Consider the following 19,407-nt stretch of genomic DNA (forward strand, 5'->3'; position numbering starts at 1 on the left):
AAACACTGCGAGCTCGGAGAGCGCGAGGGCGCTTCGGCGCGATACGGAGCGCGATCGGGCGAGGAGGCAGCGCGCCACGCGAAGAATGCGCGGTCGGGACGCCGCGCGGTCGGTGCGGCTCACGATGCGAAGGACGCGCGGTCGGGGAGCGAAGACGGTTCGGCTCGGGACACGGGGGGGGGCACGGGCTCCGAATGCAGCGCAGGCCGCGGGGGAGGCGGCCTGTGCATGGACGAGTGAAACGAGGAGAACCGTTGGAGTCGGTAGTTCCACGAGCCATACTGTACGACGATTATTATACTTTGTCAAGAATAATATATACGTTACGGGATAACCCCTGCGGGAAAACGTCTGCTATTCTGTGTTCGTTGGGGATGAGGGGCGGAAGAGGGATCATGGGAAGCGCATTCAATCGCATTGACGACCGGCGGCGCTACGTTCGCCAATTCAAGGAGAGCCTCGCGAAGCACCCGTTCCTGTCCATCGGCTTCGGCCTGTACTGGATGCAAACGATCCTGTTGTTCCAAAGCCCGTACCTGTTCCTCGATCCCTCCCCGCTCGCCGAGAGCTTCCCCCTGCCGAAAGGCACCGTACTGCTGATAGCGAGCGTGATAACGTACCTGGTTTGGTGCCTGGGATACAAGCATGCCAACCGGTTCAGCGAGGCGCGCTGGTTTCCGTACGCACTGTGCACCGTGCTGATGTTGGGAGCCATGTTGTATTGCGCGTACCCGGCGCTCATGGACGATCACCACGACCTCGCCGTGGTCACCTACTTGGCCGCATCCATCCTCATCGGGTGCGGAACGGCGAACGTCAACCTCGAAACAAGCCGCGTGTTCGCCTGCATCGGCCCTCTGCAAGTGCTGTTCAACGGTATCGCGGCGCTGTTCATCGGCACGGTGGGGGCGCTTGCGCTGTCGCTGTTCCCCGGCAAAGTGGGCCAAGTGGTGCTCGTTCTCATGCCGCTGCCTATGGTGGCCTGCATCTGGAAGAGCATCGCCCAGTTCCCGCGACGCGAGCTGTACGGACAAGGCATGCAGGTCAAAGTGCACCCGCCTACCAAGTTCCTCGTGACATCGGCGTTCCAAGGTCTCGCGCTCGGTGTCATGCACAGCCTGTTGATCAACAACTTCGGCAGCTCGGCTCTCGTGGTGAGCATGGGGTACTTCGCCGCCGTTGCCCTGCTGTTCTTCTGCGCCATCGCCGTGAAGAACAACTTCGACGTGCTGATCTACCGCATCGGCTTTCCGCTGATGGCGGCCGGCTTCTTCATCGTGGGCACGTTCGAGCCCGCGCTGCTGCCCGGCGCGCTGTCGCTTGATGCGGGCTACTGCTTCCAGTACCTCATGTCGTGCTCGTTGTGCGCTTATCTGACGAAAGGCTTGGGGCAGCCGCCCATTTGGATCATCGGCTCGGCTACGGCGTGCCTGCTGGCCGGCCAGTTCGTCGGCAGCCTGCTGGACGTGCTCATCGCCGACTGGAGCCTGCTGGCGGTGTTCGTGGCGTTCGTTCTGCTGTTGGCTGCGCTGTTCATGACGAGCAGTCGCAACATTCGCACCGGCTGGGGCGCGGTGAGCCCGGGCGAGAGCGGCGCGGTCGACAACGAAGAAGGCAATCTGGCCGTCGCCTGCCAGCTCATCGCCACTGAGCATCGCCTGTCGAAACGCGAGATAGAAGTGTTCGACCTCATCGTGAAAGGTTACAGCCGCAAGGCCATCGCGCGCGAGTTGAGCATGGCCGAGGAAACGGTGAAAACGCACACGGGCCGCATCTACCAGAAGCTGCTCGTGCATTCCAAGCAGGAGCTTATCGAGCTGGCCGCCCAGCGCGCGGCGTCGCTCGAGCAGTAATCCCCAAGCAGCGAAAAGCCCGCGCCCCGGGAGGGTGGAGCGCGGGCTGGTTGCTGCCCCGTCCGAACGGACGGCGCGCGGGAGGAGGCTATTCGTTCTCGGCGATGTACTTGCCGGTGAGGTAGCCGAACGTCACGCAGGTCATACCGTAGTTCGCGCCCTCGATCATGAAGGTGTAGGTGCCGGCGAACACGTCGCCCACCATGGTGCCAACGTTGTACAGGCCGGGGATGGGCTGATCGTCAGCGTCGCACACCTGCATGTTCACGTTCGTGTTGAGGCCGCCCATGACGGTGAGGAACCCGAAGTTGTCGGTCATCTCGCCGTAGAAGGGACCCTCTTCGATGGGGTGGAGATGCTTCGCATCCTTGTGGAAGTCGTCGTCGGATCCCTTCGCGGCCAGCTCGTTGTAGCGTTTGACCGTCTCGACCGCCTCCTTCGGCAGCCCGAGCTTCTCCACGACCTCTTCGATGGTGTCGCCCTTGACGTAGTTCTTGTTTGCGCCCGTCGCGGCCTTGTCCCAGGAGGCAACCGCCGCCGCGACGGCTTCGTCGCCGGTCATCATGGAGTCGTTCGTCCAGTCGCCCGACACGGCCTCGTGCTTGGCATAGCCGGCATCCCAAATGGCGTACGCTTTCTTCTCGGGAAGCATCATGATGTGCTGGCTGGCCAGCGGTCCGATGCAATTCTCGTTCATAAAGCGCTGGCCGTCCCGGTCCACCAGCAGACCCAGATGGTTCGTGTACAGGTTGCGCGGCCCCGGGCCCCAGTACGCGCCCATCGTGCAGTTCGGGAAGCTCTTCTGCCACGCAGCGCCCACCCACAGGCCCATCTTCTGCCCCTGGCCCTTGTAGATGCCACCGTACTTGAAGCCCTGATCCCAGTCGGGATCCTTGTCGTACACGTCGTCGGCGACGTAGTCGGCCGTCTCGGGGCAGTAGCGTCGCATCATGTCGCGGTCGCCCGAGAAGTCGCCTGTAGCCAGCACGATGGCCTTCTTGCCCACGTACTTCGCGTACGTGCCGTCCTCGCGCTTGCAGACGACCGCGGTCACACGGCCCGCGTTGCCGTCCTCGCGGATGAGCTGCTCGGCGATGTTCTTGTAGTAGATCTTCCCGTTGAGATCCTCTTCGAGATGGCGGGCGAGCTCCCACACCAGCAAGGGCTGCATCTTGCCGGTAACAATCTCGAGGCCCTCTTCGGGAGGCGTCTGGCCGTTAAGGTCCCAGCCGACGGCGGCCGTGCGCTGCAGGTACAGGCTGTCCTCGTCGTCGGGCGTGCCGATCTCGATGGTGATGCCGTAACCGGCCTTCTCCATAAGATCGATGGTCCAGTTCATCGCCTCTTCAGAGTGGTTGTAATGCTGGTACCACTTGCGCTGGTCCACCTTGTGCGTCTGGCAGAAGATTTCCTTCTCGTACTGCTCGACGGGAACGCGCGGGTAGCCCTGCTCTTCGAACGCCTTGCAGTACACGGCGTTGTTCGAGCCGCCGCGGCACGTGGGCTTCGTCGAAGCCGACACGATGATGGTGTCCACGCCCGCTTCGGCGGCGCTGTTCGCGGTCATGAGGCCGGCGGTGCCGCAACCCACCACCACGAGGTCGGCTTCGATGGTTTCCTTGATGTCCGCCTCGGCGATGGGCTCGGGCGGAATCTCGAAGGCCCACTTGCGCTGGGCAGTGGCGGCCGTGTTGTACGACTCGCCGTCGGGCGCGCCGGCGCTGGCGGCTTCCGCATCCTTGTCGGCCTTGTTCGCGGGCGAGCAGGCGGCCAGCGTTGCCGCGCCCATGGCTCCGACGGCCGTGACCGCCGCTCCCTTCAGAAAGTTCCTGCGATCGAGTTCCATGATGTCGCTCCCTTCCGTGCGAAGATCGCGCCTCCCTCCGGCGCTCCCCCTCTCCGCAACGCCTCGCACCCTATCCCAGCGCAGCACCAACCCGCATCCCCCATCGAGGGGGCACCTGGGGAAACCCGCGATTGGCCCCTTTCGGGGGATAGGCTGCATCCCCTGGACGCGACGGAGCGGTGCATGTTTCACGTGAAACATGCGGGCGTATAAGCGTGGTTTCGCCGCTTGCGTTCGCGCCCTCCGCGAACAGGAAAGGGCACGCAGTCGATCCACCGCGAATGCGAAAGAACGCGCAAACGACTTCCGAAGCACGAAGGGGGAGGCGCGAACGACTTCCGCAGCACGAAGGGGAGCGAACGAACGACCCGCTTGGACAAAATGGCGAGTATTCTTTATCCTCAATTTGGAATAATACTCGAAGCATCTTTTCTATCAGGGGTTATGCAAACGCGGAATGTCCCATATGCAAATTCGGGTTAGAAATCTAGAGAAAACTCCCGTTTTTGTCCATGATCTTTTCAATCATATTTACCGAGCGGACATTCGCATCCGTAAGGGGCTCCCGCTGCCGGGCATGGTGCTTTTGACGAATTCACTCGCAGCAAGCGCTCCACCTGCTACCATGTCATCAAACAGTCCGGAGAGGAGCTTCAATGGCGAACAAAAGCTTGGCCAAAGACCATGCCGATATCTGCGTGCTCGTTACGGGCGGAGCCGGGTTCATCGGAAGCCACACCTGCGTCGAGCTGCTGGAACAGGGCTATCGCGTGGTCGTCGTGGACGACCTCAGCAACTCGAGCGAGCTCGCGCTCGATCGCGTACGGCAGATCACCGGCCTTGCCGCCGACGATGACCGCCTGACCTTCTACGAGGCCAACATCCTCGATCGCGGGGCGCTCGATCGCATTTTCACCGAGAACGACGTGGACGCCATCATCCACTTCGCCGGCTTCAAAGCCGTGGGCGAAAGCGTGCAGAAGCCGCTCGAGTACTACTGGAACAACTTCGCCGGCACGCTGGCCTTGTGCGACGTGGCGCGCGACCACGACGTGAAGAACCTCGTGTTCTCGTCGAGCGCCACCGTGTACGGCGAGCCCGAGTTCATCCCCATCACCGAGGATTGCCCGAAGCACGACGCCACGAACCCCTACGGCTGGACGAAATCCATGCTCGAGCAGGTGCTCACCGACCTGTACGTGGGCGACAACGAGTGGAACGTCGTGCTGCTGCGCTACTTCAACCCCATCGGCGCGCACGAGAGCGGCCTGATCGGCGAAGATCCCAAGGGCATCCCCAACAACCTGCTGCCGTACGTTGCGCAGGTGGCCGTAGGCAAGCTGGAGAGCGTCGGCGTGTTCGGCGACGACTATCCCACGCACGACGGCACCGGCGTGCGCGATTACATCCACGTGGTGGACCTCGCACGCGGCCATGTGGCGGCGCTCGACTGGATGGGCGGCAAAGTTGGCACCGGCGAAGCGAAGACGGCAGGCACGATGGCCGGCGAGCCGGCCGCCGACGGCACGCGCCGCGGCGTGGGCATCTTCAACCTGGGAACCGGCACGGGCTCGAGCGTGCTCGACGTGGTGCACTCCTTCGAGCGCGCCTGCGGGCGAAAGCTGCCCTACGAGATCAAGCCACGCCGCGCGGGCGACGTGGCCGTGAACTACGCGGCCTGCGACAAGGCTCGCGACGAGCTGGGCTGGGTTGCGCAGTACGATCTCGACCGCATGTGCGTAGACGGTTGGCGCTGGCAATCTCAGAACCCGGACGGCTACGCCACGGCGGGAGAGGTTACGGCCTAGCCGCGTCCACCGTTCTTCTCGTCGTACATGGCCTGATCGGCCGCGTCGAACAGTTGTTGATAGGTGGCGCCGTCCTGCGGGTAGCGCGCCACCCCGACGCTCATGGCGATGGGCACGCCCAGCGAGCGCGAGGCTTCTGCGATCAGCGTTTCCAGAGCCTCGCGCTTCGCATCTATCACCGCATCGTCGTCGGCTCCCGCAAGGAACGCCACGAACTCGTCGCCGCCAACGCGTCCCACCGGATCGCGATGCCGGAACACGTCGAGCAGCGACCGCGCCACTCCTTCGAGCACGCGATCGCCCATGCTGTGGCCGTGCTCGTCGTTGATCTGCTTGAAGCGATCCATGTCGATGACGAACAGCAATCCCTTGTCGGTGGCGGGCAACAGCGCAGCCATCTTCTCCTGGAACGTCACTTTGTTGAGCGTCTTGGTCAAACCGTCGATCTGCGATTTGCGCGTCAGCAATTCCTCGGTTTCACGCTGTTTCGTGATGTCGACGATCTTCCCTGCGGCCATGTAGGGCTGCGTTCCCTCGTACAGATAGCGGCACGTGAACGAGAACCAGCGGTACTCGCCGGAAAGAACCCGCGCGCGGCACGTGATGGTGCGCAACTCGTTCGGAGGCGCAGGCTGCTCGAACATCATATGCACGCGGTCGTAATCGTCTTCGAGGAAGTCGATGAGCGGAATGCCCTTGGCCAGATAGTCCTTCGCGGTCAACGAGCTGAGCGAGAACATCCCGCGCGCGTTCGGCGTGAGTTCCAAGGTGTCACGCGGATAGGAGTACTCGAACAGCACGGTATCGGAGAACTCGGCGAGCACTTCGTAGCGCTCGGCCGTGCGCCGTGCGCGACGGCGGGCGCGACTGACGATCAGCGCAACCACAAGGCATGCTGCGGCGCTGATCACGATCAGAATTGCCGCGGTGATAACCGTTGATCGCAGGATACTTTCGGAATGCTCGGCCAGCGCGCTTTCCTGCGTGAAGTTGACGATGGTCCAGTCGTTCACATCGAGGCGGATGGACGTGAGGAACGTCATGAGTCCGTCACGTTTGCCTATGGCCACGGTTGCCACGTCGCGATCGTTCTCGATGGTCGAGCGAATATCGATAATCTGGTCTGCGGAAACACCCTTGCTGTCCAGAAGGTCGTACAGATTTTTGCCGTTGTCCTGCTCATAGCGTTCCGAAACTGAGACGACGGTGCCGTCGCCTTTGATCAGCAGGGTTCCCAGCAGCGTTACCTGCGAGCTCAGCTGGCTCGTTTCCAACAGCTTCTCGGCCTTCACGATGCTGCGCAGCGCGCCCACCACGCGCCCGTCGCGCTCGATCGGCTCGGCGATGCTGAAATAGTAGCCGTTCAAGCGGTTCGATTTACGCACATCGGACACCACGGTCTCGCCCGCCTTCAAACGATCAAGCGTATTGGCATCCCGCTCGTTGGGGTTGCTTTCAACACCCGCTTCGAGCGCTTCGATAGGCGCGTACGTGATCTGGAAGGATCCCTGCTCGTTCCACTCTTCCAGATACGACGTGAACGTGGAGCCCGTCAGATCGACGTCGGGAGACTCAGCAAGCACGCGCATCGTGGAGATAGTGGAGCTCACTTCGCCGATGAACGACTCGACTTCCACTTTTTGCGCGGCCGTGTAATCGTTCATGCTGTCGCTTGCAAGTTCGTAGAACTCATCGCTCAGCGCGTTGGAATAGGCATGGAAGATCGCGTACACCACGAGGCCCACCACCGCGATGGAAACGAGCACGACGAGCACAGAGCGCAACGAGGCCGAGGAGCGAGCGTCCTGTCGTTCTTTCGTGTGTTCGTGATTGTGTGCGCCGCTCATGATTCGCTAGTATCCCCCAAGGCTCGGGAAAACTCAAGGAACGAACCGAAGGTTGACGGCATGGTTGCAGAGCCGTCGAAAAAGCGGCACCGACCGAAGTCGACGCCGCTCACGTTTCCCGTATGCGCTAGGCTGCCGAGGCCGTTCCATCGTACGTGCCCGGATCGGTGTAACCTGGATCGGAGGTTCCGCCGCCGCCCGTGGTGGTGCCTGCCGTACCTTCGTCGTATCCGCCGGCTCCAGCGTCGCCGGTTCCCCCGGTGTTGTCGGTGTACCCATTGTCGACGTAGCCTCCGTTGTACGATCCGTCGCCCGTCGTCGGATCGACGTAACCGGGATCGTAGTAGCCGGAAGTGTCCGCGCCCGTGCCGACGCCCGTGCCGTATCCTGAATTGTCGTACGTGCCCGTCGTTCCACCGCCGGTGCTGCCCGTGGATTCGGGGATGTCCACGTTGCCAGTCGAAACGACCGTGCTCGGATCCTCGCCCGCCTCGACCAGCTTCATCATTTCCTTGGTGGCCACGGGATCGTTGATGACATAGGACACGTCGCCGATCATCGCGGTGGTCGAGGGCACCATCGCCGAGTAGATGGTGAGGTCGCCTTCGTCCTGGAATTGCTGGGCGAGCGCGACGATGTCGCCCACCGCCAAGTCGGTGGTAACGCACTGAGATGCCGCTTGGACGGCGCCCAGCAAGTCGGTGGCGTTCAGATCCAGCACCTTGTTGACGATGGCCATGATCAGCTTGCGCTGATTCGCCGTGCGCGTGAAGTCGCCATCGGCGTAGGCGCGGCTGCGCGCGAACACGAGGGCCTCGTTGCCGTTGAGGTGCTGCTCGCCCTCCTCGATGATGACGCGCGGCCACTCGGGATGCGCCGACGTGCCGTCCGCATCGGGGTCGTCCACGCGCTCGCTGACTTCGACGTCCACGCCGCCCACGGCATCGACCAAATCCTTCAACTTGCCGAAGTTCACTTCGGCGTAATGCGAGATCTCGACGTTCAGCAGCTGGTTCGCCTCGCGAATGGCGCCCGCTGCCCCATCGTACGCGTAGGCGGCGTTGAACTTGTTCGTGCCGTACCCGTCGATCTCGATCTTCGTATCGCGAGGGATGGACACCATCGTCGCTTGGTTTTTCTCGGGGTCGATGCGCACCACGATGTTCGTGTCGGAGCGGTGCATGTCCTCGGTGCTGTCCTCGGCTTCGTCGGTGCCGATCAGCATCATGTAGAACGGCTCGGTGAACGTCATGTCCTTGTCGGCCTTGAGGGTGTCGTTGATGGCCATAATCTCTTCGTCGGACTTGTTTCCCTTGGTCAGCTGATCGTTGATGGAGTTCTTCCACAGAGCGAACGCAGATCCTCCGCCGACGGCCACCACGAGGACGGCGATGATCACGCCGAGTGCGATCTTCTTGCCGCGACCCGATTTCTTGCGAGCGGCGGAATAGTTCGGGTTGTTGCGCGAGTACTGGCTTGCCGCGGTCTGACGCTCGTATGCGCCGTTCGCGCCCGCACCCTGGCTGCCAGGGGTATACGCCGGCCGATACGAAGAACTATCGCCATAGGCGTCGCGAGAGAAAGCGGCCGCCTGATCGCGCGGGGCGATGCGGCCCGATTGCGCGGCTCGTGCCGAACGCACGGCGCGCGCCGACTGGGGAGCTCGCGAAGAGCGCGCCTCTTTGCGGTTCGTTCGTGAGTTTCTTGACGCCATATGGTCTCCTCCGCTTACCATCCGGGAGCGATAGGAACCTGTCATTTTCCGAGATGGTACGCATAAATTCATCACGTATGGAACATATTGTAACATCGTTGACCGCTCACCATAAAAATGGCACGGGCTAGGTACAAAGCGCACATTTTCTAAAAATGAACCGAAACGTATTCAGGCGGTTACAGCCTTATCCGCGCGCGCCGGTACTCTAGAGAGCATGCAAGCCGAGCGCGAACATAGTCCGGTCAATGATGACGAGCCTGATCAGAGCAGGTTCTCGCCCGTGCTGGGAGAGAACGTCAGGCGCATGCGCTCGTACAGCAACATCACCAAAACGCGCCTCGCGCTCATGGTGGAGATCGGGCGCCCGCTTCTCAACAAAATCGAGAACGGGACGGCCGACATACGGCTGTCGGTCATCACGAAGCTGGCCGACTCCCTCGCCACGACGCCGGACTTCCTGCTGACGAAGCACAGCGACGAAGGCATTCGGGCCGAGATCGAGCACCGGAAAGCCAACGCGCCTGCCGCCGTCCCACGTCATGCGCGGCTTTACTGAGGACGAACGCCCCCGTCCGAACGCTTGCGCAGCACCGCATACGCGATACCCGAACCCAGCGTGGCTCCTGCGGTGTCCACCATCCAGTCGACCGGATCGCACATGCGCTCGGGCACGAACAGCTGGTGGATTTCGTCGCTCACCCCGTACAAGCTCGCGCACGCGATGGCGATGAGGCACGCCCGACGCAACGGCATGTGGCAGCGCAACGCATTGGCCAGCAGTGCGCCGAACACCGTGTACTCGCAGAAGTGCGCGATGGACGAGAGCACGTCCACGCCCGGCCCCAACAGCTGCGCCTGCACGGCCTGCATCGCCTGGTAGATGCTCGAGAAGATGCCGAGCCCCGTGTTGAGCCCCGTGCTCGTGTTCGATGACATGAAGAAGATGAAACACGCCCACGCCACCACGAGCGCCCAGCTGGCGGCAGCGAACTTCTTCGACGGCTTCACGCGCTGCGTCCGATCCTCCACGCGACCCGCCACCTAGCGCGCATCCACGAGCTGCAGCAGCTCGCGCGCGTCTTCGATGACAAGGTCGGCTCCCGCTTCGCGCAGAGCGTCCGCATGGTGGTAACCCCACGCCACGCCGACGGCGAACGTGCCGGCGTTGCGCGACACCGCCACATCTCCCGGCGAGTCTCCCACGTACGCCGTGCGATCCGGCACGGAGCCCAGCTCGGCGATGGAGCGCAGCAGCCCCGTGGGGTCCGGCTTGCGCGGAATGTCCGCGCGTTCGCCGTACTGCACGGCGAACAGGTTGGGGAGGTAAGCGTCGATCACGTCGTGTACGCCCTGGTCGAACTTGTTGGACAGCACGCCCAAGCCGATGCCGCGCCGTGAGAGCTCGGCGAGCGTTTCCTCCATGTGCGGGTAGGGCTTCGTCAGCTTGTTCCCGATGACGGGGTACAGCTCCATCCAACGGCGCATGGCAGCCTCGGCCTGCTCGGGAGTCGCGTCGGCCGGAACGGCCTGATACATGAGCGCGCGGGCGCCGTTGCCCACGAAGCTGTGAACCTCATCGGTTGTGCGACTGGGGAACCCCTGCTCGTTGAGGGCGGCGTTCGTCAACACCACCAAATCAGGCAGCGTATCGAGCAACGTGCCGTCGAGGTCGAACACCAGCGTATCGAACCGATCCATCTCATCACCTCGCGATATGAAAAATCCAAGCCGAAGCTTGGATTGTAGGTTCATGGAGCGGGTGACGGGACTCGAACCCGCGAATACAAGCTTGGGAAGCCACAACGCTGCTTGGTTCAGTGCTACCCAAATTTCCCGTCTGACCTCGCTTCTTACATTTACCGGTTTTCATTCTACCAAAAATACTGGACGAAATACTGGAAAACTCGGGGCGTTTTCAAATGGATCAATTCTTCGCCAATCAAACACGAAAGTCGCCTTGACGGGCGACTTTCGATCAAAAGCTATGGAGCGGGCGACGAGAATCGAACTCGCGTGTGCAGCTTGGGAAGCTGCCGTAATAACCATTATACGACGCCCGCATGGGAACGAATTATAACCTTACCTTGTCCTTTCTTGGAAGAACTTTGGCGAATATTCCATCTATATATGTTAGGCGGCCCGTCTCAGGTAGTTCATGTACCTCGTCCCGATGCCGAGCCCCGTGTTCGGCACGTAGCCCGCATAGAGGTCCAGCGTGTAGGCCGAGCTCGCATGGCCCATGAGCACCGACACCGTCTTGATGTTCTCGCCGTTGGCGAGGTTCAAGGTGGCGAAGGTGTGGCGCAGGGCATAGGGCCGCACGCCCTCGAAGCCGACTTTCCTGGCGAACTCGTCCCAATTCCTCTTCCAGTTCTGATATGACCAGACCGTGATGCCGGGAGAGCAAAGGGGCATGTTCATGGTCGGCCTGAGGCCCATTTCCCGCATCAGCTTGGACTTCAGCTCTATCCACAGCTTCGCGACGTCCGCAGTGTAGGCGTCGACGGGGACCGAGCGCCGGGAGGCATCGGACTTGGGGTAGTCGATGATCTCCTTCCCGTCGCGGCTGACCACGCTCGTGATCTTGATGACGGTCTCGTCCTCACCGAAGATGATGTTGCCCGTGCGCACCGCGAGCATCTCCTCCGGCCGCATCCCGGTGTTGAGGAGCAGCAGGAGGCTCAACTTCAAGAAGCCGACCGCCAGCAGCTCTACCTCGTGCAGGAAGCGCGCGGCGTCGTCGGCCATGAGTGGGTCGATGAGCGGCTTGCTCTTCTTGAACACGCGGGTGAGGAACTTCGCCTTGGCCACGTTCTTCGCGATGTCCTCTTTCTCCAGGGCGTAGTTCATGACCTCGCGCAGGAACTTGAGGATCTTCGCCTGCTTGTCCGGGCCCGCCACCCTAAGGGGCTTGAAGGGCTTAGCGAGTGACCCGTGCCTCTTGGCCCACTCGGCGGTCTTGCGGTTCTCCTCCCACGCCTTCTGGCGCTCGAGGGCCCACTTCTCCGACAGCTCGGGGACCTTGAGAAGGCAGTCCTCGATGTCGTCGGAGGTGACCTCGTTGATCGGGATGCTCCCGATGGTCGCGTTCACGTACCTCGCGTTGGACGTCTCGTTCCTGATGGTTTCGGGAGATACCGAGCCGTTGCTGCGGATGGCGATGTAGCGCTCGATGTAGTCGCCGAGCGGCGTGGTGCAGAACTCCCCCTCACGCTGCCCGGCGTCCCGCCTCACCCATCCGCGCTCTTCCAGCCTTCTTTCGAGCTCTTCGTTCTTCTCGTCCTCGAACGCCCTCGCCTGCGCCTTGAGGTCGTCCTTCTTGTTGAGGGCGAACACGGTGCGCGTGAGCTTCCTCTTCCCGTCGAAGTAGGCCCGGTACTCTGCCGGCACCCTGATGGTGAGCTCGTAGGCGGTGGCCCTGGGGTCTTTGCGCCTGCGGCGCGGCAGCCCCTTCTTCTTGCGCGCCTCGTCCACGTTGTAGGGCTTGTCGCATGCCAGCCTGCCCAAGGCAATCGCCTCCTCATTCCGCGCGGCGATCTTTGTAGAGGTAGTTGAGAAGCGCCAGCTTCGGCACAAGCCAGCGAACCCCGATGCGGCACCCCCGCATCTCGTCGCGGGCGAGCAGCTTGCGTATCTCCTGGCTCGTCGTGCCCGTGAACGCGGCCACCTGGTCTGGCGTCATCATGTAGGGGTAACCGTTGAGCATGAACAGGTAGAGCCCGTCGGGGTCGGCCGCTACGAGCCGGTCTTCGTCAACTTCCACCTCGCCGCAGTTTCCGTCCATCCCCGCCTCCTTTCCTTCAATGGCCGGCGGCGATGGCTTCATCGCCGCCAATGATGGGGTGCAGAGTCCGTTCGCTCAACGATGCGACGCCGTTCGCGCGCACGGTTGAAGCAGCGGCGGGCTTCTGCTTTCAAGCGATCCTTTCCTTTTTCAAGGTGCGCGCGGCACGCGTTTCGCCGGTTTCGGCAACGTGCGCGCGTCGCGGATGCGGCAACCCTAGCGCCTTCGGGAGCCTCGCAGGCGGAACGGCATCGTTTCGGGGCAAGACGTCCCCGAAACGGGAACGCGGCGCGGTCGGGCGAAGGCGCTCACGTCCGGCGCGGATCCCCTGCCGTCCCTGCTTGTTCCCATATCGGGGACAAATGTCCCTGATCTAACACGAAACGACACCAGGCCCCCGTCAATAAGTTAGCTTTGGGGTAATCGAAACCCTTTATGCGGACAGGAGGGCCGGCTGCCCTTGCCGGCGGCGGCGACAGAGGCATGGAACACGCGAAGCTCGTGGTCGTGAGGATGGAGGAGGCGCGGGAGCTGCGCGGCATCAGCGTGGCCGAGCTCGCGCGCCGGGCCTCCATCGACCGCAAGCGGCTGTGGTACATCCTCGACGGCCAGCGCCAGATGAGGGCCGACGAGTTCGTGCGGCTCTGCGTCGTGCTCAATCTCGGCTTGGGGAACTTCCTCACATCCGAGATGGCGCGGGAGCTCACGAGGCGTCGATAGGCCTTCGGCGGCGGATCCGGCGCGAAGGAGTTTGGCCCAGACGAAAGGAGAGCAGCTGCCATGGCGAGCGACTACGGCGACGAGGCCGGAGAGAAGATGCTGGACAACTTCACCCGCTTCGGCGAGCGCATGGGGGAGCGGGCGATGTACGACCGGGCGAGCCGGATGCAGCGCGCGTTCCAGAACGCGACGCGCTCGGCCCGGGAGGCGGGCGGAGGAAACTCCGCCTTGCCCGCCCGGGAGGTGTCGCCCGAATGGGCGAAGCTCGACATGGCGGAGTTCCAGGGGATCGAGGACTACGACGGGATCAAGGACATCATCGAGGGCAGGCTCGGCGCCCACGGCGTCGAGTCGACGTGGTTCCCCGACCCCCAGACGGGCAAGGAGTACCTGCTCTTCCGCATCGCCGACGCCCGCGAGGTGTGGCAGTCCTTCGGCGAGCTGGCGAAGGAGACCGATGCGGCCAAGGAGAAGGCCGCCGAGGCGATCAGGCAGCGGGTGGAGGGGCGAGGCGAGAACCTTGAGGCCTCCGGCATCGAGGCGCGCCGGCCGGCCGAGGCGGAGCGCGGATCCTCTGCGAAGCCGGGCCCCGCCCACGCGAAGACCGTCTGGCAGAAGTACGGCGTGCCGGTGCTGCGCGACTACCGGCCCCTCGAGAAGAGGGCCGCGCACGCCCGCGCGGCGTCGGCCGCGCTCGAAGCCGAGAGGTCCGCCACCGCGCGCAGCGCGGAGCGCGGGCCGCGCTTCCAGGAGGTGCGGTCGAAATGAGGCCGGCGCGAGTCGTCGCGACGGCGGTCCTCTCGGCGCTGGCCTTCGCCCTGGCGGACGCCTACGTCGGCTGCCTACTGTCGCTTCCCGGCAACCCCGCTTGGAACCTCTCCGCCGCCCTCCGCGGCCTTCCCGCCTATCTCGCTGGCCACGGCCCCCTCTCGCTCGATGCTGCCGCGCTCGCGACGGGGCTCGTGGCCGCCTGCGCCCCCTGGCTCGCATGGGCCTGGTCGCTCACCCATGGGCGGGCCCAGCGCCAGGGGGAGGAGCACGGCAGCGCGCGCTGGGGCACCGTGCGCGAGGGCCGCAGGTTCATGGACCTCAAGGACCCCGACAACAACGTCGTCCTCACCGAGCGATTCGGCATGGCCATGAGCCGCCCCGACCACGACCGGCGCTACGAGCGCAACCGCAACGTGCTGGTGGTGGGCGGCTCCGGCGCTGGCAAGACGCGCGGGTTCTTCGAGCCCAACGTCATGCAGATGTCGGCCAACTACCTGGTGACCGACCCCAAGGGCGAGTCGCTCCCCCGTCTCGGGAGCATGCTGGAGGCGGCCGGGTACGAGATCCTCTCGTTCAACACGGTGGACTTCTCGAAGTCGCTGCACTACAACCCGCTCGCCTACGTCGAGGACGAGGCGGACATCCTGGAGTTCGTCGCCTGCCTCATCGACAACACATCCGGCGACAAGGAGCACGCGGGCGACCCCTTCTGGGAGAACGCCGAGAGGCTGCTCTACGTGGCCCTCATCGGCTACCTGGTGCGTCACTGCCCGCCCGCCGACCGGTCGCTCTCGGGGCTGGTCACGCTGCTCTCGCTCGCCAAGGCCAAGGAGGCCGACGAGGACTACAGAAGCCCGCTCGACCTCCTGTTCGAGGAGGTCGAGACGGGCCTGCGATACGTCGCGGCCGAAGGCGAGGCCCCGTTCGACCCCGGGCGCCGCGCTTCGTACGCCCCCGGCGCGGGCCGCTGGGTCAAGGTGGCCGAGCCCATCGCGATCGACGCGGACTTCTGCCTGCTGCATTACAAGATGTTCAAGGACGCGGCCGGCAAGACCTTGAAGTCCATCCTCGTCTCGTGCAACACGCGCATGGAGCCCTTCGCGATACCCCAGGTGCGCGAGCTCGTGCGCTTCGACGAGATGGAGCTCGACCGCCTGGGAGACGAGGGCGAGCGGCGCGCCGTGTTCGCGATCATGTCGGACACCTCGTCGCTGTACTCGTTCCTCTTCGCCATCATGATGTGGCAGGCCATGAACATCCTGTGCAAGCGGGCGCTCTTGCGCTACGGCGGCGCGCTTCCCACCCCCGTGATGCTGCTCATGGACGAGTTCGCCAACATCGGCAAGCTCCCCGACGTGGAGAAGATGGTCGCCGTGGTGCGCAGCCGCAACATCTCGATGGCCTTCGGCCTGCAATCCCTCTCCCAGCTCAAAAGCGCCTACAAGGACGACGCGGCGACCATCGTCGACTGCTGCGACACGACGCTGTTCTTGGGCGGCAAGTCCACCGACACGGTGAAGGAGATCGCGGAGTCGGTGGGCAAGGAGACGGTGACCACCGTCACGTGGAACGAGAGCCGGGGAGCCCAGGCATCCTCGACCCGCAACTGGAACACCGTCGAGCGCGACCTCATCCAGCCCGCCGAGGTGGCGAAGCTGCCCCGCGACGAGGCGATCGTCCTCATCGCGGGAGCGAGCCCTTTGCGCGACAGGAAGTACGACGTGTCGCGGCACCCGAGGTGGCGCTCCGTCTACCCCGGCCATCCGGGGGCGGATTACGAGAGCCCCTTCGACTTCGGGGAGTACGCGGAGAAGGCGCGGGCGGAGAAGGAACGAGGAGAAGGAGAACGCGCGGAATGCTAGCCAACATCATCAACCTGGTCTCGGGATGCGTGACCTTCCTGGGCGGCTTCCTGATCGTATGGGGAGCGGTGTCGCTCGGCCTCGCGATACGCGAGCAGCAGGGAGGCGCGTCCATAGCGAGCGCCATCTCGACCATCGCGGGCGGGGCGATCATCGTCGCCGCGGCCGTGTACTTCGGCATGCTCGACACGTCCTGGCTCCCGGCCTAGGGGGCGCCCATGCTGAGCGTATCGGTCCACAAGGACATCGGGGAGTACATCGAGAAGGTGGTGGGGAAGCTCTCGGCCCGCACGCTCGCCTGCACCGCCGGAGGCCTCGCCTCGTCGGTCGCGGCGGCGGCCGTGTCCAACCTCGTTTTCGGCGTGCCCGTGGACGCGGCGACGCTGCCCGTCATGGCGGCCTCCATGCCGTTCTGGCTCATGGGGTTCTGGAGGCCCAAGGGCCTTCCCGCCGAGAAGTTCCTGCCGCTTCTGGCCGACCACCTGCTCGAGGACGGGGTGCTCGTCTACGCGACGGGATCGCGCCCCGGCTCGTCGGCGGGGCCCGTGGCGTGCCCGAAGGTCGACGGGCGCGCGCGGCGCGCCGCCAGGAGGAAGGGGGCCGAGCGCCGTGGGCCGGAAAGCATCTGACAAGGGCGGCAAGGGCGAGGCCCGCGCGCGGGCGGCCAGGCCGAAGTCTCTCGAGCGGCGCGTGGCCGAGCAGGAGCGCGAGCTCACCGGCCAGATGGCGCGCAAGCGCAAGCGCCGCCGGGCGGCGCGGGACGTCTACGCCGCCATCGGCTACGACCTCATGTACGAGGACGGCATAGCCCAGGTGGAGGAAGGGCTCTTCAGCCAGACGATCTCGTTCGAGGACATCAGCTACCAGTCCGCGCGCGAGGAGAGCCAGCAGGCGATCTTCTCCGGCTGGTGCCAGCTCTTCGACTACTTCGGGGCCGAGAGCTGCGTGCAGCTCTCGGCCGTGAACCGGCCCGTCCCCGCCTCCGAGATCGGGCGCAAGTCGTTCTTCGCCACGGACGACCCGGACACGGCCGCCTACGCGGCGGAGTACAACCGGATACTCAACGACAAGATGCGCGAGGGCGTGTCCAACCTCGTGCGCGAGCGCTACCTCACGTTCTCCGTCGGCGCGCCGAGCGTGGACGCGGCCGTCCCCAAGCTCGCCCGCATGAGGGGCGACGCCGAGCGCACGCTCGCCAAGATGAGGAGCGCGTCGCGCGTGCTCTCGGGAGAGGAGCGCCTCGAGGCGATCCACGGCCTCCTGCGCCCGGGCAAGCCCTTCATGTTCGACTGGGGGGCGGTGGGCGCCAAGACCGGCCTCACGTCGAAGGACCTCGTATGCCCCTCGTCGCTCGACTTCAAGCCCGAGGGCAGCGCGACGTGCTTCAAGTCCGAAGGCGCGTGGTGCCAGGTGCTCTCGCTCAACCGCTTCGGCAGCGAGCTCACCGACCGATGCCTCGCCGACGTCATCGACCTGCCCATCCCGCTGGCCGTCTCCATCCACGTGCAGGCCATGGACAAGTCGAAGGCGGTGGCGTACGTGAAGAAGCGCATCGCCTGGATGGACAAGGAGATCATCGACGAGCAGATGAGCGCCGTTAAGAAGGGCTACGACTTCCAGATCCTCCCGAGCGAGCTCAAGTACTCGAAGGAGGAGGCGGAGGACCTGCTCGACCACCTGCAGAACAAGAACCAGCGGCTCTACGTCTACACGGGGCTCGCCTACACCTACGCGCCGACGCGCGAGGAGCTCGACGACCGGGTGATGCAGATCGTGGCGACCGCGCGGCGGAACTCCATCGAGGCGGACGCGCTCGACTACCGCCAGCGCGAGGGCCTGAACTCGATCCTGCCGCTCGGGCACAACCACGTGGAGGTGTCCCGCATGATGACGACCGCGCAGGTCGCCATCCAGATGCCCTTCGCCACCCAGGAGCTCGCGCACGAGGGAGGGGGCTACTACGGGCAGAACAAGCAGTCGTCCAACCTCGTGCTCTGCAACCGCAAGCGCCTCGCGAGCCCCATGGGGTTCGTCGCCGGCAAGCCCGGATCCGGCAAGTCGTTCTCCGTGAAGCGCGAGATCGAGAACACGATACTCGCCTACCCGCAGGACGAGATCGTCATCCTCGACCCGGCCGGCGAGTACTCGCCGGTGGTGGAGGCCAACGGCGGCGAGTCCATCCGCTTCGCGCCCGACTCGGGGACGCACCTGAACCCCTTCGACCTCTCCGACGTGGCGCACCAGTCCTCGGCGAGCCAGACTGCGTTCAAGATCGACGCCTTCCTCGCGCTGTCTTCGGCCGCCATGGCGGAGGGGTCCCAGGGGCTCCCCGAGGCGGACAAGTCCATCATCAGCCGCTGCGTGGAGCTCGCCTACGCCGAGTGCGCCGGCGAGGGCCGCCTGCCCCTGCTCGGGGACTTCCACCGCATCCTGGCGGGCCAGCCCGAGCCCGAGGCGCGCGACATCGCGCTGCGCTACGAGCGCTACGTCAAGGGCGCGCTGTCGTTCTTCAACCACCCCTCGAACGTCTCCTTCGAGAGGCGCGTCACCAACATCGACTTCAAGGACCTCTCGGAGAACATGCGCGCGTTCGGCATCATCGCGGTGCTCGAGTGCGTGCGCAACCGCATGTACTACAACTTCGAGCGGGGCGTGACCACCTGGCTCTACATCGACGAGGTGCAGTCGCTGTTCGGGCACCCCTCCATCATCGCGTACTTCTCCAAGTTCTGGGCGGAGGGCCGCAAGTTCAACCTCGTGTGCACCGGCATCACGCAGAACAGCGTCTACATGCTGGAGCACGACGAGGCGCGCAACATGGTGCTCAACTCCGACTTCATCCTGCTGCACAAGCAGTCGCCGCTCGACCGCAAGGCATGGGCCGACCTCCTGGACATGAGCGCGCAGGAGGCCTCCTACATCGACGAGTCCGTGCGCGCCGGCGAGGGCCTGCTCATCGCCGGAGGCGCGCGCGTGCCCCTGAAGGACGACTTCCCCAAGGGCGCGCTCTACGACCTGTTCAACACCAAGCCCGAGGAGATAGCCGCGAAGAAGCGCGAGAGCGAGTTCGCGGAGCGGGCGAAGCGGCGCGAAGGCGGGAGGCCGTGACGGAGCCCGACGGGAAGAGAGCCGCGGTCGCCAGGAGCGCGGACGACCCCGCCGCGAGGGCGGGCGCGGCGGACGCCGCCGACGTCGCGCG

At 64.4% G+C, this 19,407-nt stretch carries 16 protein-coding genes and 1 tRNA gene; 9 read left to right on the top strand and 8 right to left on the bottom strand.

Annotated elements, in window-relative coordinates; genetic code table 11:
• Window positions 1-395 precede the first annotated feature (395 nt).
• On the top strand, window positions 396-1,853 hold the full coding sequence (locus C1A15_RS01920) for a response regulator transcription factor (RefSeq protein ID WP_180952964.1): 1,458 nt from the start codon (window positions 396-398) through the stop codon (window positions 1,851-1,853).
• Between the two features lie 88 nt (window positions 1,854-1,941).
• Here C1A15_RS01920 and C1A15_RS01925 read toward each other — a convergent pair whose 3' ends face one another.
• On the bottom strand, window positions 1,942-3,699 hold the full coding sequence (locus C1A15_RS01925) for an FAD-binding protein (RefSeq protein ID WP_101721014.1): 1,758 nt from the start codon (window positions 3,697-3,699) through the stop codon (window positions 1,942-1,944).
• Between the two features lie 656 nt (window positions 3,700-4,355).
• Between C1A15_RS01925 and galE the strand changes: the two genes are divergently transcribed.
• Window positions 4,356-5,507 carry a UDP-glucose 4-epimerase GalE gene (gene galE / locus C1A15_RS01930; RefSeq protein ID WP_101721015.1) on the top strand — a complete coding sequence of 384 codons (1,152 nt, stop codon included), beginning with the start codon at window positions 4,356-4,358 and terminating at the stop codon, window positions 5,505-5,507.
• Here galE and C1A15_RS01935 read toward each other — a convergent pair.
• Entirely contained in the window at window positions 5,504-7,273 is a 1,770-nt protein-coding gene (locus tag C1A15_RS01935; RefSeq protein WP_245864873.1) for a GGDEF domain-containing protein, read from the bottom strand. The genes galE and C1A15_RS01935 overlap by 4 nt on opposite strands.
• Before the next feature lie 208 nt (window positions 7,274-7,481).
• A complete protein-coding gene (locus C1A15_RS01940) occupies window positions 7,482-9,068 on the bottom strand; it encodes an LCP family protein (RefSeq protein ID WP_101721017.1) in 1,587 nt (528 codons plus the stop codon).
• A 283-nt stretch (window positions 9,069-9,351) separates the two neighbouring features.
• Here C1A15_RS01940 and C1A15_RS01945 point away from each other — a divergent pair, with 283 nt between their 5' ends.
• The gene (locus C1A15_RS01945; RefSeq protein ID WP_101721018.1) at window positions 9,352-9,627 is read left to right on the top strand and encodes a helix-turn-helix domain-containing protein; all 276 of its coding nucleotides are present in this window, start codon (window positions 9,352-9,354) and stop codon (window positions 9,625-9,627) included.
• Here C1A15_RS01945 and C1A15_RS01950 read toward each other — a convergent pair.
• From C1A15_RS01950 to C1A15_RS01970, 5 genes are all read right to left on the bottom strand, one after another.
• Entirely contained in the window at window positions 9,621-10,100 is a 480-nt protein-coding gene (locus C1A15_RS01950) for a VanZ family protein (protein WP_245864874.1), read from the bottom strand. The two genes, C1A15_RS01945 and C1A15_RS01950, sit on opposite strands and share 7 nt — an antisense overlap.
• 12 nt (window positions 10,101-10,112) lie before the next feature.
• Window positions 10,113-10,769: an HAD family hydrolase gene (locus C1A15_RS01955; RefSeq protein ID WP_101721020.1), complete on the bottom strand. Its 657-nt coding sequence runs from the start codon at window positions 10,767-10,769 to the stop codon at window positions 10,113-10,115.
• A 287-nt stretch (window positions 10,770-11,056) separates the two neighbouring features.
• A tRNA-Gly gene (locus C1A15_RS01960) sits at window positions 11,057-11,131 on the bottom strand.
• A gap of 70 nt (window positions 11,132-11,201) precedes the next feature.
• Window positions 11,202-12,578, bottom strand: coding sequence for a tyrosine-type recombinase/integrase (locus tag C1A15_RS01965; RefSeq protein ID WP_101721021.1), 1,377 nt, complete (start codon window positions 12,576-12,578; stop codon window positions 11,202-11,204).
• 13 nt (window positions 12,579-12,591) lie between these two features.
• The gene (locus tag C1A15_RS01970) at window positions 12,592-12,855 is read right to left on the bottom strand and encodes a helix-turn-helix domain-containing protein (protein ID WP_101721022.1); all 264 of its coding nucleotides are present in this window, start codon (window positions 12,853-12,855) and stop codon (window positions 12,592-12,594) included.
• A gap of 483 nt (window positions 12,856-13,338) precedes the next feature.
• Between C1A15_RS01970 and C1A15_RS01975 the strand changes: the two genes are divergently transcribed.
• From C1A15_RS01975 to C1A15_RS02000, 6 genes are all read left to right on the top strand, one after another.
• Window positions 13,339-13,575: a helix-turn-helix domain-containing protein gene (locus tag C1A15_RS01975; RefSeq protein ID WP_101723651.1), complete on the top strand. Its 237-nt coding sequence runs from the start codon at window positions 13,339-13,341 to the stop codon at window positions 13,573-13,575.
• Window positions 13,576-13,635: 60 nt separating this feature from the next.
• Window positions 13,636-14,343: a hypothetical protein gene (locus tag C1A15_RS17165; RefSeq protein WP_245864875.1), complete on the top strand. Its 708-nt coding sequence runs from the start codon at window positions 13,636-13,638 to the stop codon at window positions 14,341-14,343.
• The gene (locus tag C1A15_RS01985) at window positions 14,340-16,208 is read left to right on the top strand and encodes a VirD4-like conjugal transfer protein, CD1115 family (protein ID WP_101721023.1); all 1,869 of its coding nucleotides are present in this window, start codon (window positions 14,340-14,342) and stop codon (window positions 16,206-16,208) included. The genes C1A15_RS17165 and C1A15_RS01985 overlap by 4 nt, the downstream gene beginning before the upstream one ends.
• A complete protein-coding gene (locus C1A15_RS01990; RefSeq protein ID WP_101721024.1) occupies window positions 16,202-16,417 on the top strand; it encodes a hypothetical protein in 216 nt (71 codons plus the stop codon). Before C1A15_RS01985 ends, C1A15_RS01990 begins: the two co-directional genes overlap by 7 nt.
• 9 nt (window positions 16,418-16,426) lie before the next feature.
• Complete coding sequence (locus C1A15_RS01995) at window positions 16,427-16,837, top strand: PrgI family protein (protein WP_101721025.1); 411 nt, start codon at window positions 16,427-16,429, stop codon at window positions 16,835-16,837.
• A gap of 94 nt (window positions 16,838-16,931) precedes the next feature.
• Complete coding sequence (locus tag C1A15_RS02000) at window positions 16,932-19,316, top strand: VirB4-like conjugal transfer ATPase, CD1110 family (protein ID WP_245865076.1); 2,385 nt, start codon at window positions 16,932-16,934, stop codon at window positions 19,314-19,316.
• Window positions 19,317-19,407: the final 91 nt, after the last annotated feature.

The sequence above is a fragment of the Eggerthella timonensis genome (genome assembly GCF_900184265.1).
GTDB lineage: Bacteria > Actinomycetota > Coriobacteriia > Coriobacteriales > Eggerthellaceae > Eggerthella > Eggerthella timonensis.

Coding starts and splice junctions, on each gene's coding strand:
- C1A15_RS01955 (WP_101721020.1), bottom strand. CDS start 10,769: ATGGATCGGTTCGATACGCTGGTGTTCGACCTCGACGGCACGTTGCTC.
- C1A15_RS17165 (WP_245864875.1), top strand. CDS start 13,636: ATGGCGAGCGACTACGGCGACGAGGCCGGAGAGAAGATGCTGGACAAC.
- C1A15_RS01985 (WP_101721023.1), top strand. CDS start 14,340: ATGAGGCCGGCGCGAGTCGTCGCGACGGCGGTCCTCTCGGCGCTGGCC.
- C1A15_RS01940 (WP_101721017.1), bottom strand. CDS start 9,068: ATGGCGTCAAGAAACTCACGAACGAACCGCAAAGAGGCGCGCTCTTCG.
- C1A15_RS01925 (WP_101721014.1), bottom strand. CDS start 3,699: ATGGAACTCGATCGCAGGAACTTTCTGAAGGGAGCGGCGGTCACGGCC.
- C1A15_RS01990 (WP_101721024.1), top strand. CDS start 16,202: ATGCTAGCCAACATCATCAACCTGGTCTCGGGATGCGTGACCTTCCTG.
- galE (WP_101721015.1), top strand. CDS start 4,356: ATGGCGAACAAAAGCTTGGCCAAAGACCATGCCGATATCTGCGTGCTC.
- C1A15_RS01975 (WP_101723651.1), top strand. CDS start 13,339: ATGGAACACGCGAAGCTCGTGGTCGTGAGGATGGAGGAGGCGCGGGAG.
- C1A15_RS01995 (WP_101721025.1), top strand. CDS start 16,427: ATGCTGAGCGTATCGGTCCACAAGGACATCGGGGAGTACATCGAGAAG.
- C1A15_RS01970 (WP_101721022.1), bottom strand. CDS start 12,855: ATGGACGGAAACTGCGGCGAGGTGGAAGTTGACGAAGACCGGCTCGTA.
- C1A15_RS02000 (WP_245865076.1), top strand. CDS start 16,932: ATGGCGCGCAAGCGCAAGCGCCGCCGGGCGGCGCGGGACGTCTACGCC.
- C1A15_RS01920 (WP_180952964.1), top strand. CDS start 396: ATGGGAAGCGCATTCAATCGCATTGACGACCGGCGGCGCTACGTTCGC.